Genomic DNA, 14,474 nt, shown 5'->3' with positions numbered 1-14,474 from the left:
CCATGCGTAACCTCAAGACCGCCATCCTGCTTGCCTCGGGAAGCGCGATGCTCGCCGCGTGCGGCGGCGGCGGGCTGTTCAACCGCGACCGGCCCGACGAATTCGCCGTGCAGCGCCAGGCGCCGCTTGTCGTGCCGCCCGATTTCAGCCTCTCCCCGCCCGAGCCCGGCGCCCCGCGCCCGGCCGAAGGCACCGCGGCGGAGCAGGCGCTCGAAGCCCTGTTCGGCGGCCCAGCCCCGCGCAGCGAGATCGAGAGCACGGCGCTGAACCGCGCCGGCAGCGCCGCACCGAGCATCCGCTCGCAGGCGGGCGATGAAAAGACCAACACGGTCGCCAAGGGTCGCGTGACCCGCGACATCATCGCCGCTCCCGAAGGCGACGGTCAGAACGCGCAGACGTTGATTCCTTCTTGATGCGGTGCGCCCATCCGGGCGCACCTTTCCTCGCTCACGCGACCTGAAGGTCGCATCGCTGCGGGCGCGCGGTCGCGCTTGCGGCCTGCTGTGCAGGCCGATGCAACCAGCCCTCAAATCTTGTCGCTCAGCTGTCCTCGGCTTCCTCGACGCGGCTCACCAGCAGCTTGTCGATGCGACGGTTGTCCATGTCGATCACTTCGAAGCGCCAGCCCTGGTCGGTGAAAGCCTCGCCCTCGACCGGGAGCTTCTTGAGCACCGACAGGACATAACCCGCCGCGGTCCCGAATTCGCGATCCTCGCCGTATTCGAGCCCGAGCCGGTCGGCGAGAGCGTCCGCCGACAGCGCACCGGACACCAGCAACGATCCGTCGGCCCGTTCGACGACCTGCGGGCTGTCGCCTTCCTCGCGGTCGCTCGCGAAGTCGCCGGCAATCGCGGTGAGCAGGTCGACCGGCGTGACCACACCTTCGAAATGGCCGTATTCGTCGTGCACCAGCGCGAGCGCGATGTCGGCCCCCTGCAGGACTCTCAGCGCGTCCATCGCATCGAGCTGGTCGGGCACGACTTCTGCGCGGCGGATCATGTCGCGGATCGAAACCGCCTCGCCCTCGACCATCCGGGCGAGCACCTCGCGCACCTTGACGAGGCCGAGGATCGCATCGGGCGAGCCTTCGGCGACCGGCAGGACCGAATGCGGGCTGCCCGCGATCGCTTCTCGGATCTGGTCGCGGTCGGCATCGGCATCGATCCAGTCGACTTCGGTGCGCGGCGTCATCATCTCGCGCACGGGCCGCTCGGCAAGGCGCACGACGCCGGTCAGGATCTGGTGCTGCTCGGCCTCGATCACGCCCGACCGGGTCGCCTCGGCAAGGATCATGCGCAATTCGTCGGAAGTCACCGAAGACTGGCCCTTGGAGGTGATCCCGAACAGCTTGATCATCGCGGCCGACGACTTGTCGAGCACCCACACCAGCGGCGCCGCGATCCGCGCGAGCCAGTCCATCGGCCGCGCCATGACGAGTGAGATCGGCACCGCCGCGCGCAGGGCGAGCTGTTTCGGCACGAGTTCGCCCACGACGATGGTGAAATAGGTCGTCAGCGCGATCACCAGCGTGAAGCCGAGTTCCTCCGCGATGTCACCGGGCACGCCGAGAAAGGCGAGCCGCTCGGCCACCGGCAATCCGAGGCTTGCGCCCGAGAACGCGCCGTTGAGGATGCCGATCAGGGTAATGCCGACCTGCACGGTCGAGAGGAACTTGCCCGGCTCCGCCGCGAGCGCCATCGCCACTTCGGCGCTGCTCGATCCTTCGTCCTTCTTCGCCTTGAGGGTCGAGGTCCGGGCCGAAACGATCGCCAGCTCGGACATGGCGAAGACGCCGTTGAGCACGATCAGCCCGGCGATGATCAGGAGTTCTGGCCAGGGAAACGGGGTCACGACGCAAAGCGCTAGCACAATTGCAGGGCCATGCCAGCGGGCAAAAGCGCACAGGGGCGCAAAACCTCTGTCATTGGCGGATTTCCGGGGTTATCGTAGCTCTTGCCCGTCCGGTCGGCTCTCGCCCCCGGTCGCGCATCCGGGGGACGCGATGCGGAACAAGGGGGCTGTTCCGCGCCTTGTTAGGGAAGGATGCGCCACGCGAAGGCCGCGCGGCGCGTGCCGAAAAGTGGAGGACAATAATGAAAGTATCACGGATCCTTTTGTCGGGCACGGCTGCCCTCGCCCTGATCGGGACGAGCGGCTGCGTCACGGACCCCAACACGGGCGAGCGCAAGGCGTCGCGCACGGCGATCGGCGCAGGGATCGGCGGCACGCTGGGCTACCTGCTCGGCGGCGCGATCGGCGGCGATGCCGCGCGCATCATCGGCGCCGGGATCGGCGGCAGCGCGGGCGCCGTCATCGGCAAGCAGTATGACGACCAGATCCGCGAGCTCGACGAACTGACCGAAGGCACCGGCGTGGAAGTCGAGGAAGTCGGCGACCAGGAAGCGATCCTGCTGCGGATGCCCGACGGCGTGACCTTCGCGACCGGATCGGCCCAGATCAATCCCGGTTTCTACGACACGCTCAACGCGGTGGCGCAGAACCTGCTCGAATATCCCAACAGCCTGATCGACGTGTACGGCTTCACCGACACCACCGGCTCCGACGCGCTCAACCAGCGCCTGTCCGAACAGCGCGCGCAGGCGGTCGCCGATTACCTCGCCGCGCGCGGCGTGGCGCGCAGCCGCATCGCGACGCAGGGCTATGGCGAGCAATACGACTACCTGCGGGTCAAGACCGCGGACGGCGTGGCCGAGCCGCTCAACCGCAGGGTCGAGATCAAGATCATCCCGATCTCGCAGGACGACGTGAACGCCGCGCGCGGCAATTGAATTCGGCGCGGATCGATTTGCGGGCGGGCGGGCACGACGGTGCCGCCCGCCCTTTCATTTGAGCTGGGCTGCCCGCTTGGCGAGGTGCTTGACCGCCGCCTCGTGGATGCCCGGCGCGCACACGAGCACGCCGAAATCGCGCGGGTCGTGCTTGTTGTAATCGAGCGGGCGACCGAAGGCATCGCTCACCCGCGCGCCTGCTTCGCGCGCGATCAGGGTGGCGGCGGCGATGTCCCATTCGAAGCCCCAACGCAGGGTCGCGACGAGGTCGGCGCGGTCGTCGGCGACCATTGCGATCCTGAGCGCGATCGAATTGGGTTTCTCGACTGCGACCAGCATTGAATCCTCGTCCGGCAACCGGTCGACCGGCACGCGCGCGCCCGCGAACTCGCTGCGCGCGCTGGCCCTGAGCGGCGCATCGTTGAGCGTCGCCCCCTGCCCGGCCACCGCACACCATTCCTCGCCCCGCGCGGGCGCGACCAGCATCCCGATCAGCGGCCTGCCCGAGTTCACCAGCGCGACCGACACCGCCCAGCCGCTCCGCCCCCGCACGAAATCGCGCGTCCCGTCGATCGGGTCGACTTCCCAGATAAGCCCGCTGCGGGTGCGCTGCTTGTCGTCGGCGGTTTCCTCCGACAGCCATGCGGCAGCAGGCAGCAGCCGACCGAGCTCGCGCTTGAGGAAACGGTCGACCTCGAGATCGGCCTCGCTCACAGGGTTGCCGGGCGACTTGTCCCAGCTTTCAAGCCGGTGTCCCGCACCCGGCCAGCGGGCATGGGCGATCCGGCCCGCCTCGCGGACGATCTCGGTAAAGCGGTTCCTGTCTATCACTTCGGCGGTCTTCGAAAACGGGGTGTTGGCGGGGGATGAAACGCTCATCCCGCTTGGCCGGAAGAGAGACACTTTTCAAGCGCGGCGATCCGTGCTTAGGCCCCGCGCAACCTCGCGAGCGACACGAACAAGGGATCGAAAGCTGATGAACGTCCACGAATACCAGGCCAAGGAACTCCTGAAAGCCCACGGCATCGCGGTGCCGGATGGTCACGCGGCGCTGAGCGTCGAGGAAGCCGTCGCGGCGGCGAAGAAGCTGCCCGGACCGCTCTACGTGGTGAAGGCGCAGATTCATGCGGGCGGCCGCGGCAAGGGCAAGTTCAAGGAACTGGGCGAGGACGCGAAGGGCGGCGTGCGGCTCGCCAAGAGCCTCGAGCAAGTCGAGGCCCACGCGAAGGAAATGCTCGGCAACACGCTCGTAACCGTGCAGACCGGCGATGAAGGCAAGCAGGTGAACCGCCTCTACGTAACCGACGGGGTCGACATCGCCAAGGAATACTACTTCTCCCTGCTGGTCGACCGCGCGACGGGGCGCGTCGCGATGGTCGCCTCGACCGAAGGCGGGATGGACATCGAGGCGGTCGCGCACGACACCCCGGAGAAGATCACGACGATCACGATCGACCCCGCCCAGGGCTTCATGCCGCACCATGCCCGCTCGCTCGCCTTCGGGCTGAAGCTGGAAGGCGATCTCAACAAGCAGGCGCAGAAACTCGCCAAGCAGCTCTATGAAGCCTTCATGGCGACCGATGCCTCGATGCTGGAGATCAACCCGCTGGTCGAAACCGAGGACGGCAAGCTGACCGTGCTCGATGCGAAGATGAGCTTCGATTCGAACGCGCTCTTCCGGCACAAGGACATCGCGGAAATGCGCGACGAGACCGAGGAAGACCCCTCCGAGGTCGAGGCGAGCGAATACGACCTCGCCTATATCAAGCTCGACGGGAACATCGGCTGCATGGTCAACGGCGCAGGCCTCGCCATGGCGACGATGGACATCATCAAGCTGAACGGCGCCTTCCCGGCGAACTTCCTCGACGTCGGCGGCGGGGCGACCACTGAAAAGGTCACGGCGGCGTTCAAGATCATCCTCAAGGACCCGGCGGTCGAAGGCATCCTCGTCAACATCTTCGGCGGGATCATGAAGTGCGACGTGATCGCCAACGGCATCGTGCAGGCGGCGAAGGACGTGAACCTGCAGGTCCCGCTGGTGGTCCGGCTCGAAGGCACGAATGTCGAGGCGGGCAAGGAAATCCTCGACAATTCGGGCCTCGCCATCGTCAGCGCCGACGACCTCGGCGATGCCGCGCGCAAGATCGTCGCCGAGGTGAAGCAGGCGGCGTAACCGATAGGGCCCGCCCGTCCGGGCGGGCCCCCTCGGTGCTGCTGCGCCGCTCGCGCGGCGGGCATCTGCGGGGCGGGCGCTTGCCCTTGCGGTCGCTGGCGCGACCGAGACGGCTTATTCCGCCTTCCGCCGACCGATCGGCTCGTAGCGGAAGACCAGTTCCTCGCCCGACTCCATCCGCACCGCCGCCACGAGCCCTTCGCCCGGCTTCGCGGGGTCGGCGCAGCGCAGGGTCAAGCCGTGGAAGAAGGCCGCGCACGGCTCGATCGCTGCGAGGCGGAAGGTGACCATGTCGTCTTTCTCCTCCCACCCGGTAAGGTCGGCGTTGAAGTGCTTGAGGCGGAGCACCAGCGAGCCATCCTCCTCCATCAGATAGACGTGCTCGGTGAAGCGCACCTCGCCGTCCTCGTCCTGCTGGACGAATGTCCCGACCATCGTGCCGCCTGCGGGCGGGAGCCAGTTCTCCTGCGCCGGGGCGTCGCCGATCCCGGTTCCGGCCCATTGCCCGACGAGCCAGTCCACCTGCGCCAGCGTCGCGGGCGGCGGCGTCGCGCCCTCGACCGCCAGCCGCGTCTCCGTCGGCTCCTCGGCCTGCCCAGTTCCTGCCGTCGCCAGCGCGGCAAGCGCTGCCAGCCATGTGCCCTTCGCCATACTGCCCTCCCCATCGTCGCGCCGGTTTGCGCTCGCCCTTCATAGCTGCACGATTCGCCGCTTCCCACGCAAATTGGGCACTTGACCTCGCACCGGGCCAGCGCAAGGACATGGCCCGCTTGCACCGGTTCGCGCGCGACCCGGAACCAGCCGCCTCGGTTGACGTTTACGTAAACGCCAGCTAGGGCGCGCCGCGAGAGTTTTCGCCACGTTCCGCCAAAGGCAACGCCGGGCGCGGACCGGGCCAAAGGGAAAGGAAACGCAGATGAAGATCCTCGTCCCCGTCAAACGGGTGATCGATTACAACGTGAAGCCGCGCGTGAAGCCCGACGGCTCGGGCGTCGACCTCGCCAACGTCAAGATGAGCATGAACCCCTTCGACGAAATCGCCGTCGAGGAAGCCATCCGCCTGAAAGAGGCGGGCAAGGCCGAGGAAGTCGTCGCCGTCTCGATCGGACCGGCCAAGGCGCAGGAAACGCTCCGCACCGCGCTCGCCATGGGCGCCGATCGCGCGATCCTCGTCGAAACCGATGAAGAGGTCGAACCGCTCGCCGTGGCCAAGATCCTCAAGGCGATCGCCGAGGACGAGCAGCCCGGCCTCATCCTGCTCGGCAAGCAGTCGATCAGCGACGATTCGAACCAGACCGGCCAGATGCTCGCCGCGCTCATGGGCCGTCCGCAGGGGACCTTCGCCAACACGGTCGAGGTCGACGGGGACAGCGTCACCGTCAAGCGCGAAATCGACGGCGGGCTCGAAACGGTCAAGCTCACCATGCCCGCGATCGTCACCACCGACCTGCGCCTCAACGAGCCGCGCTATGCTTCGCTGCCCAACATCATGAAGGCGAAGAAGAAGCCGCTCGACACCAAGGCCCCGGCCGATTTCGGCGTCGACATCGCGCCGCGTCTGACGACCACCAACGTCGCCGAACCGCCCGTGCGGCAGGCGGGCGAAAAGGTCGAGGACGTCGCCGCGCTGGTCGAGAAGATCAAGGCGCTCGGCATCGCCTGAGGCGGGCCTGCAAGCGCTAGAAAGGGATAGACAGATGAACACTCTGGTTCTGGTCGAACACGACAATTCCACCGTCAATGACGCGACTCTCGCGGTCGTCACCGCCGCGTCGAAGCTGGGCGAAGTCCACGCGCTCGTCGCGGGCAAGGACTGCGGCGCGGTGGCCGATGCCGCCGCCAAGATCGCGGGCGTCACCAAGGTGCTGAAGGCCGACGATGCCGCCTACGAGCACGGTCTTGCCGAAAACGTCGCCCCGCTCGCCGCGTCTGTGATGGAAGGCTACGACGCCTTCCTCGCCCCGGCGACAACCTCGGGCAAGAACATCGCCCCGCGCGTCGCGGCGCATCTCGACGTGATGCAGATTTCCGACATCCTCTCGGTCGAAGGCGACAAGACCTTCACCCGGCCGATCTATGCCGGCAACGCCATCGCCACCGTGCAGTCGAGCGATCCCAAGCTCGTCATCACCGTGCGCGGGACCGCGTTCGAGAAGGCGGCGACCGAAGGCGGCTCGGCGTCGATCGAGGACGTCTCGGGTCCGGGCGACGCCGGCATCTCGAGCTTCGTCAACCGCGAGATCGCCAAGAGCGACCGCCCCGAACTGACCAGCGCCAAGGTCATCGTCTCGGGCGGCCGCGCGCTCAAGGACAGCGAAACCTTCGAGCAGATCATCACGCCGCTTGCCGACAAGCTCGGCGCCGCGATCGGCGCGAGCCGCGCGGCGGTCGATGCGGGCTATGTCCCGAACGATTACCAGGTCGGCCAGACCGGCAAGATCGTCGCCCCGGAAGTCTACATCGCGATCGGCATTTCCGGCGCGATCCAGCACCTTGCCGGGATGAAGGATTCCAAGGTCATCATCGCCATCAACAAGGACGAGGACGCGCCGATCTTCCAGGTCGCCGACATCGGCCTCGTCGCGGACCTCTACAACGCGGTCCCGGAGCTGACGAACGAGCTCTAAGCCCCTGTAGAAAAACTTAATCTTGTGAACGACCTCCGCCCCGCTACCATGCGTGGCGGAGGTTTTTCATGAACGTCAGGGCGTTACCGGATGCCGCGTGGCTCGGCTTCGCGATCTCTTTCCTCGCCGCGAGCCCCGCGCTTGCGCAGGATTTCCCGGACGATCTCGCCGCCCGCGAAGGGGCAATCCGGCTTGACCCCGTTGGCCCCTGGAATCTCGATTTCGGGGAGAACCGTTGCCGCCTGACCGGCCTGTTCGGCAATGAGGAGGAAAAGCACCTCCTGCTGATCGACCAGGCTGCGCCGGGGGGCGCCTTCGGACTGACGTTGGCCGGGTCGCAGATGAAGGCTTTCTACAACGCCCCGAGGCTTTCCGTAGGTCACCGGAGCGGCAGACCGATGCGCGAAAGCGACGACCACGGACACGGGCTCGTGGAGGGGTTCGGCAACGCGCTGATATTCACCAGTTTCAAACTCGGCGACAGCAAGGGAAGCAGCACCGATAGTGCCGACGAAGGCCCCTCGCTCTGGTCTGCCGGTATCGATCTCGACGCAGCGGGCGAGGCCGCGCGGATCGTCGTTGCGAAAGGCGAGACGGTCGTCAGTTTCGAAACGGGCAATCTCGCCGAGCCGCTGCAGGCGCTCAATATCTGCACGTCCGACCTGCTCACGCAATGGGGCCTCGATGCCGAAAAGCATCGCGCCTACGCCCCGCCCGAATGGACGAACCAGAAATACATCGTCCGGCGCATCATGCAGACCTACTCCGACGAAGCCCTTTTGCGCGGTGAGATGGCCGTTTTCCGGATGCGCGTGATCATCGGGCTCGATGGCACGGTGGAGGATTGCCACCTCGAGCGCTCGACCGAGGCGAAGCACCTCGATCCCACCGTCTGCCGGGAAATGCGCCGGGCGCGGTTCAAGCCCGCCCGCGATGCGACGGGTGCGCCGATGCGCTCCTTTTACGCGACCACGATCACCTATGCGATGAACTGACTGAACGGGGGAACAGCATGAAGAGGAACAAGCTCGCGCTCGCGGCGCTCGCTGGGGCCGCGCTCGCGCCGTCTGCGCCAGCCTCCGCCGGCACTCTCGAACTCGCGCCCGCTTCGGACTGGGAATTGCGCACATACGACGACAAGTGCCGCATCGCGCGCGATTTCGGCGCGGGCGAGGACGCGGTGACGCTGTGGATCGACAAGGGCGGCCCGGGGCCGAGCGTCAACCTGACCTTCATCGGCCGCCCGATGCGCGACCCCTACGGCCCGACGGTGCGCTTCGCCTTCGCAGAGGCGGGAAAGGCCGAGCGCAATTACGTCAAGGTCACCAGCAGCGCGGGGCGGCCCGTGCTGGTCCTGTTCGGGGTCCGGCCGATGGATGCGGTCCCCGAGCTTCCGGTGGTCGATCTCATCGAGCCCGATGCTTCGCTCGCGGACGAAGAGGTCGACCTCGCCGCGGCGAGCGCTTCAGACACGGGGGTCAGCGAGAAGCTTGTCGCCGAGCGGCTTTCAGGGATCGAAAGCCTGCACATGGAAGGCGCGATCATCGAACCGGTCACGCTCGAATTCGACGGCTTCGGAAAGGCGATGGCCGATCTCGCCACCTGCACCGCCGACCTGACGGACAGGCTCGAGGGGCAGGGCTCCGACGGATGGACCCCACCCGAACCCGACGGGCAGGAGGCGTGGGTCCGGGAAATCATCGAGGATTACCCCGCTCATCTGCTCAGGAAAGAGGAAGAAGGGTCGGTCAACGTAAGGCTCACCGTCGGCAAGACGGGCCGCGTGAGCTTCTGCGAGGTGACCGATTTCTCCGGCCCGGCGAGCTTCAACGAGACCGCCTGCCTCAACCTCATCAAGCACGCCCGTTTCAAGCCGGCGAAGGACGACGAGGGCAATCCCGTCCCGGCCTTCTGGGAGACCCGCGTCACCTACGCGATCAGGTAGAGAAGCGCGGGCGCGGCCGGCGTCACAGAAACCCCGTGATGAAGTGGAGGGTCATCCCCACCAGCCCGCCGACCAGCGTGCCGTTGATGCGGATGAACTGGAGGTCGCGTCCGACCGCGCCTTCGACCCGGTCGGTGATCGTGGTCGCGTCCCAGCGCTTAACCGTGTCCGACACCAGCGTGACGATCTGCGAGCCGTAGCGAGTCGCGACGCCCACCATGGTGCGGCGGGCGAAGCGGTTGATCTGGACCTGCAACCGCTCGTCCTGTTTCAATGCGTGTCCAAGCTCCGCCAACGTCGAGCGCATTTCCGCCCCCATCCCGCTTTCCGCGTCGCGCGCGCGGCGGATCAGCGAGCGGCGCATACGCTCCCACACGCCCATCCACCATTCGGCGACCGCCGGGTTCTCGAGCAGTTCGCGCTTCAGTTCCTCGACCCGCTCGCGCGTTTCGGGATCGTGCTGGAGGTCCTGCGCGAGTTTCTGCAGCCCTTCCTCGACCTTGTGGCGCAGCGGGTGGTCGGGATCGACCAGCACCTCGGCCAATAGCTTGTAGAGCCCGTCGAGCACCGGACCGGACACCTTGTCCTCCAGCCCGATCCAGCGGACGATACGGTAGGTGCGTTCGTGGATGATCGCGCGGATCGTGTCCTCGTTGTCCTCCAGCGTCAGCCCGGCCCAGCGGATCAGCCCGTCGATCAGCGGCTGGTGGCGCTTGTCGGCCATCATGCTCTCGATCATGCGGCCTGCGAGCGGCGAGATCTCGATCTTGGCAAGCTGGCCCGCAAGCCCGCTCCTTACCTGGTTGCCGAGCCGGTCGGGATCGAGCGATTCGAGCACTTCCGCGATCAGTTCCGCCGCGCCCGCCGTGATGCGCGAGCGCGCGTCCTCGCCCCCGCGTTCGGGGCTGGCGACGAGGAAATCGCCGATCGCGCGCGCGACGTTCATGTTCGACATTCGCCGCGCGACGACCGCGGGGGTGAGGAAATTCTCGCGCAGAAAGGACGCCATCGTGTCGGCGATCCGGTCCTTGTTCTGCGGGATGATCGCAGTGTGCGGGATCGGCAGGCCCAAGGGGTGGCGGAACAGCGCGGTCACCGCGAACCAGTCGGCCAGCCCGCCCACCATCGCCGCCTCGGCGAAGGCATTGACATACCCCCATGCGGGGTGGCTGCCGACGAAGCCGTGCGTCGTGAAGAAGATCGCCGCCATCGCAGCGAGCATTCCGGTCGCGGTCCAGCGCATCCGCCGCGCGCGGTCGGGCGGCAGCGGCGCACCGCCATAGGGATAGGAGCCGGGACTAGTGCTCGCCATGAAGGCACCGATAGCGCCGGAACGCCGCTCGCGTCACGTCCCTTGCGATCACTCCGCCGGTTCGGTCCCGGGCGGAAGACGGCGGGCGGGCACGGGCGAGCCGCCCGAAACGGGCGCATCGGGGCGCGGACCGACCGGCTCGCCGCCGCTTGCCGGGGGAGCCGCGCGGCCGTCGTCGCCGGGGCGGTAAGTCAGCATCCGCTCGCGCAGCCACGGGCCGACGCGCTTCTCGAAGCCATCGGCAAGGCTGAAGCCCGCGGGCACGATCAGCAGCGTGAGCAGGGTCGAGAGCAGCAGGCCGCCGATCACGACGATGCCCATCGGCTGGCGCCATGCCCCGTCACCAGACAGCGAGAGCGCGACCGGGACCATGCCCGCGGTCATTGCCACGGTGGTCATCACGATCGGCTGGGCGCGCTTGTGACCCGCCTCCATGATCGCCTCGAGCTTGGACGTGCCGCGGTCCATCTCCTCGATCGCGAAGTCGATCAGCAGGATCGAGTTCTTCGACACGATGCCGAGCAGCAGCAGGATGCCGATATAGACCGGCATCGACTGCGGCATCCCTACGAGCCAGATCAGCAGCACGCCACCCAATGGTGCGAGCGCGAGCGAGGTCATGTTGACCAGCGGGCTCATCAGCCGCTTGTAGAGCAGCACCAGCACGGCGAAGACCAGCAGCACGCCCGAGATGATCGCGACGATCAGGTTCTGGATCAGCTCGGCCTGCCATTCCTCCTCGCCCACCGCGTCGCGGATCACGCCGGTCGGGAGGTTCTGGAGGATCGGCAGGGCATCGACCTGCTGCTGCGCTTCGCCTTTGAGCACCCCGCTCGCAAGGTCGGCTCCGATCAGCACACGGCGGCTCTGGTTGTAGCGCTGGATCGTGGTCGGGCCGGAGCCGAACTCGATCGTCGCCACCCGGCCGAGCGGGACCGACCCGCCGCCCGCGGTCTGCACCGGCAGGTTGCGGATATTGGTGAGATCGCCGCGCGCCTCGTCGCTGAGGCGGACCTTGATCGGGATCTGGCGATCGGAAAGCGAGAAGCGCGCCGCGTTCTGCTCGATCTCGCCCAAGGTCGCGATGCGTATCGTCTGCGACAGCGCTGCGGTGGTCACGCCGAGATCGGCAGCGATCTTCTCACGCGGGGTGATGATGATCTCGGGCCGGTTGAGGTCGGCCGCGATGCGCGGCGCGACCAGCGTGTCGAGTTCCTTCATCTGTTCGACGAGGGTGAGCGCGGTTTCCTCGAGCAGGTCGGGATCGGACCCGGCCAACATGATGGTGAGGTCGCGGCCCGAACCGAAGCCCGCGCTCTGCGACTGGAAGCGCACGCGCGCATCGGGAATCTGCGCGAGGACCGGGGCAAGCTCGCGCTCGAACTCGATCGAGGTGCGCTCGCGGTCGTCCTTGAGCTTGACGAAGATCGACGAGCTCGCGCCCTGGCGGATGCGCTGCAGCTGGCGTTCGACTTCGGGTTCCTCGGACAGCCGTTCTGCGACCGAGTTCACGATCCGCCTGGTCTCCTCGAGCGTCGTGCCGGGTACGGTCTCGATCTCGACGCGGGAATTCTCGTCGTCGATGGTCGGCTGGAACTGGCCCGGGATCTGGCCGAACAGCAGGATCGTGACGAGCAGCGAGAACCAGCCCACGCCGAGCATCCACACGCGGTGGTCGTAGAAACGCGCGGTGAGGTAGCGAATCCCGCTGCCGAAGCGCCCACCGGCATTGGCGGTAAGCTCGACGAGTTTGAACACGCCCAAGCCCGCGACAAAGGCAAGGGCCGAGGTCAGCAGCACGATGACGACTTCGAAGGTCTTGGCGACAAGGTGATAGAGGAGGCCGTAGGGATCGCTCGACACTGCGCTCGCAACCTGGTCCGGCACGTTCAGCTTCGTCAGCAGGTCGAACACGATGAACATCGCAAAGCCGGTCACGCCCAGCAGCAAGATCACCGTCAGCAGCAGCGCGAGGATATAGACGAGGCGCGAACGCGGTCCCTCTACCCCGGCGCGGCGCGCGGCCATCTTGCCGGTGTCGAGCGTCCAGCCGAGCACCGCCATGTAGCGGTCCATCCAGACGCCCTCGCCGTGCGCGCCGTGGCCCTTGGCCTTGAGGAAATAGGCCGCCATCAGCGGCGTCACCATGCGCGCGACCGCGAGCGACATGAGCACGGCGACCACCACGGTCAGGCCGAAGTTCTGGAAGAACTGGCCCGAAACGCCCGGCATCAGGCCCACGGGAAGGAACACGGCGACGATGCAGAAGGAGGTCGCGACCACCGGCAGGCCGATCTCGTCGGCGGCGTCGATGCTCGCCTGGTAGGCCGACTTGCCCATGCGCATATGGCGCACGATATTCTCGATCTCCACGATCGCATCGTCGACCAGCACGCCCGCGACAAGCGCAAGCGCAAGCAGCGAGAGAAAGTTCAGATTGAAGCCCAGCAGGTCCATGAACCAGAAAGTCGGGATCGCCGACAGCGGGATCGCCACCGCCGAGATGAAGGTCGCGCGCCAGTCGCGCAGGAACAGGAAGACGATCACCACCGCGAGCAGCGCGCCTTCGACCAGCGCCCAGATCGAGGAGGTGTACTGGTCGCGCGTATAATTGGTGCTGGTGCCGAGCGGGATGAATTCGATCCCCTCGATCTCCTGCTCCATCGCCTCCATTTCCTCGAGCGCCTTGTCGTAGACGGCGAGGTCGGACGAGCCGCGCGCGCGGTTCATCAGGAAGTTGACCACTTCCTTGCCGTTGACCTCGCTCAGAGAGGTGCGCTCCGAATAGCCGTCGCGCACGGTGGCGATATCGGCGAGGCGGATTGTGCGCCCGCCGCCGAGCTGTATCTGGCGCTGCGACAATTCATAGGCCGTCTCGGCATTGCCGAGCACGCGCAGCGACTGGCGCGTCCCGCCCAATTCGGTAAGCCCTCCCGCCGCGTCGAGATTGGTCTGGCGCAGGACGTTGTTGATCTGGGAGGCCGTGACGCCCAGCGCCTGGATCTTGGCGGGATCGAGGATCACCTCGATCTCGCGGTCGACTCCGCCGAAGCGCTCGACCTCGGCCATGCCGTCGATCTTCAGCAGGCGCTTCGAGACGGTGTCGTCGATGAACCAACTCAGCTCCTCGATCGTCATGTCGTCGGCCTCGACCGCGAAATAGCCGATCGGCTCGCCCACCACCTGGACCTTCTGCACGCGCGGTTCGAGGATGCCGTCGGGCAGCTGGCCGCGGATCGAATCGATCGCGGTCGTCACTTCGCTCACCGCTTCGATCAGGTCGGTCCCGATCTCGAATTCGACGAACGTGCCCGACGAACCCTCGCTCGCGCTCGATTGGATCGAATTGACCCCGTTGATCGAACGCACGGCGGCCTCGACCCGCTGGGTGATCTGGTTCTCGATCTCGACCGGCGAAGCGCCCGGCTGGACGATGGTGACCTGCACCGCCGGGAAATCGACGTCCGGGTTGTTGGTCACGTCCATCCGCATGAAGCTGACGATCCCGGCGATCAGCAGCGCGGTGAACAGCACCAGCGGGATCACCGGGTTGCGAATCGACCATGCGGAGATGTTGCGGAGGCTCATTCGTCAGTCACTCGTTTCCTGGCACTCGTCAGTCGGC

12 protein-coding genes are annotated in these 14,474 nt (G+C 66.7%); 7 read left to right on the top strand and 5 right to left on the bottom strand.

Annotation, left to right across the window (positions count from 1 at the left end; genetic code table 11):
* Nucleotides 1–2 precede the first annotated feature (2 nt).
* A complete protein-coding gene (locus G9473_RS13545; protein WP_291133901.1) occupies nt 3–413 on the top strand; it encodes a DUF3035 domain-containing protein in 411 nt (136 codons plus the stop codon).
* A 127-nt stretch (nt 414–540) separates the two neighbouring features.
* On the opposite strand, the gene G9473_RS13540 is transcribed toward G9473_RS13545, so the two are convergent.
* Nucleotides 541–1,851 carry a hemolysin family protein gene (locus G9473_RS13540; protein WP_291133900.1) on the bottom strand — a complete coding sequence of 437 codons (1,311 nt, stop codon included), beginning with the start codon at nt 1,849–1,851 and terminating at the stop codon, nt 541–543.
* Between the two features lie 242 nt (nt 1,852–2,093).
* On the opposite strand from G9473_RS13540, the gene G9473_RS13535 reads away from it, so the two are divergent.
* On the top strand, nt 2,094–2,789 hold the full coding sequence (locus G9473_RS13535; RefSeq protein ID WP_291133898.1) for an OmpA family protein: 696 nt from the start codon (nt 2,094–2,096) through the stop codon (nt 2,787–2,789).
* 54 nt (nt 2,790–2,843) lie between these two features.
* Here G9473_RS13535 and G9473_RS13530 read toward each other — a convergent pair whose 3' ends face one another.
* A complete protein-coding gene (locus tag G9473_RS13530; RefSeq protein WP_291138485.1) occupies nt 2,844–3,620 on the bottom strand; it encodes a 3'(2'),5'-bisphosphate nucleotidase CysQ in 777 nt (258 codons plus the stop codon).
* Nucleotides 3,621–3,765: 145 nt separating this feature from the next.
* On the opposite strand from G9473_RS13530, the gene sucC reads away from it, so the two are divergent.
* Nucleotides 3,766–4,965, top strand: a complete 1,200-nt coding sequence (gene sucC / locus G9473_RS13525; RefSeq protein ID WP_291133897.1) for an ADP-forming succinate--CoA ligase subunit beta — start codon at nt 3,766–3,768, stop codon at nt 4,963–4,965.
* Between the two features lie 114 nt (nt 4,966–5,079).
* On the opposite strand, the gene G9473_RS13520 is transcribed toward sucC, so the two are convergent.
* Entirely contained in the window at nt 5,080–5,616 is a 537-nt protein-coding gene (locus tag G9473_RS13520) for a DUF6265 family protein (protein ID WP_291133895.1), read from the bottom strand.
* Between the two features lie 265 nt (nt 5,617–5,881).
* Between G9473_RS13520 and G9473_RS13515 the strand changes: the two genes are divergently transcribed.
* From G9473_RS13515 to G9473_RS13500, 4 genes are all read left to right on the top strand, one after another.
* Entirely contained in the window at nt 5,882–6,628 is a 747-nt protein-coding gene (locus G9473_RS13515) for an electron transfer flavoprotein subunit beta/FixA family protein (protein WP_291133894.1), read from the top strand.
* Between the two features lie 34 nt (nt 6,629–6,662).
* Entirely contained in the window at nt 6,663–7,592 is a 930-nt protein-coding gene (locus G9473_RS13510) for an electron transfer flavoprotein subunit alpha/FixB family protein (RefSeq protein ID WP_291133892.1), read from the top strand.
* Nucleotides 7,593–7,660: 68 nt separating this feature from the next.
* Nucleotides 7,661–8,587, top strand: coding sequence for an energy transducer TonB (locus G9473_RS13505; protein WP_291133891.1), 927 nt, complete (start codon nt 7,661–7,663; stop codon nt 8,585–8,587).
* Between the two features lie 17 nt (nt 8,588–8,604).
* Nucleotides 8,605–9,537 carry an energy transducer TonB gene (locus tag G9473_RS13500; RefSeq protein WP_291133890.1) on the top strand — a complete coding sequence of 311 codons (933 nt, stop codon included), beginning with the start codon at nt 8,605–8,607 and terminating at the stop codon, nt 9,535–9,537.
* A 22-nt stretch (nt 9,538–9,559) separates the two neighbouring features.
* On the opposite strand, the gene G9473_RS13495 is transcribed toward G9473_RS13500, so the two are convergent.
* The gene (locus G9473_RS13495; protein WP_291138482.1) at nt 9,560–10,780 is read right to left on the bottom strand and encodes a DUF445 domain-containing protein; all 1,221 of its coding nucleotides are present in this window, start codon (nt 10,778–10,780) and stop codon (nt 9,560–9,562) included.
* 117 nt (nt 10,781–10,897) lie between these two features.
* On the bottom strand, nt 10,898–14,437 hold the full coding sequence (locus G9473_RS13490) for an efflux RND transporter permease subunit (RefSeq protein ID WP_291133889.1): 3,540 nt from the start codon (nt 14,435–14,437) through the stop codon (nt 10,898–10,900).
* Nucleotides 14,438–14,474: the final 37 nt, after the last annotated feature.

It is taken from the genome of Erythrobacter sp., from assembly GCF_011765465.1.
GTDB lineage: Bacteria > Pseudomonadota > Alphaproteobacteria > Sphingomonadales > Sphingomonadaceae > Erythrobacter.
The sequence above is the reverse complement of the archived record's forward strand: the minus strand, read 5'-3'. Positions and strand labels throughout refer to the sequence as shown.

What these genes read in the sequence shown, in the direction of transcription:
- G9473_RS13510 (WP_291133892.1), top strand. Translation starts at nt 6,663, where the DNA reads ATGAACACTCTGGTTCTGGTCGAACACGACAATTCCACCGTCAATGAC.
- G9473_RS13515 (WP_291133894.1), top strand. Translation starts at nt 5,882, where the DNA reads ATGAAGATCCTCGTCCCCGTCAAACGGGTGATCGATTACAACGTGAAG.
- G9473_RS13545 (WP_291133901.1), top strand. Translation starts at nt 3, where the DNA reads ATGCGTAACCTCAAGACCGCCATCCTGCTTGCCTCGGGAAGCGCGATG.
- G9473_RS13520 (WP_291133895.1), bottom strand. Translation starts at nt 5,616, where the DNA reads ATGGCGAAGGGCACATGGCTGGCAGCGCTTGCCGCGCTGGCGACGGCA.
- G9473_RS13505 (WP_291133891.1), top strand. Translation starts at nt 7,661, where the DNA reads ATGAACGTCAGGGCGTTACCGGATGCCGCGTGGCTCGGCTTCGCGATC.
- G9473_RS13500 (WP_291133890.1), top strand. Translation starts at nt 8,605, where the DNA reads ATGAAGAGGAACAAGCTCGCGCTCGCGGCGCTCGCTGGGGCCGCGCTC.
- G9473_RS13490 (WP_291133889.1), bottom strand. Translation starts at nt 14,437, where the DNA reads ATGAGCCTCCGCAACATCTCCGCATGGTCGATTCGCAACCCGGTGATC.
- sucC (WP_291133897.1), top strand. Translation starts at nt 3,766, where the DNA reads ATGAACGTCCACGAATACCAGGCCAAGGAACTCCTGAAAGCCCACGGC.
- G9473_RS13495 (WP_291138482.1), bottom strand. Translation starts at nt 10,780, where the DNA reads ATGCGCTGGACCGCGACCGGAATGCTCGCTGCGATGGCGGCGATCTTC.
- G9473_RS13535 (WP_291133898.1), top strand. Translation starts at nt 2,094, where the DNA reads ATGAAAGTATCACGGATCCTTTTGTCGGGCACGGCTGCCCTCGCCCTG.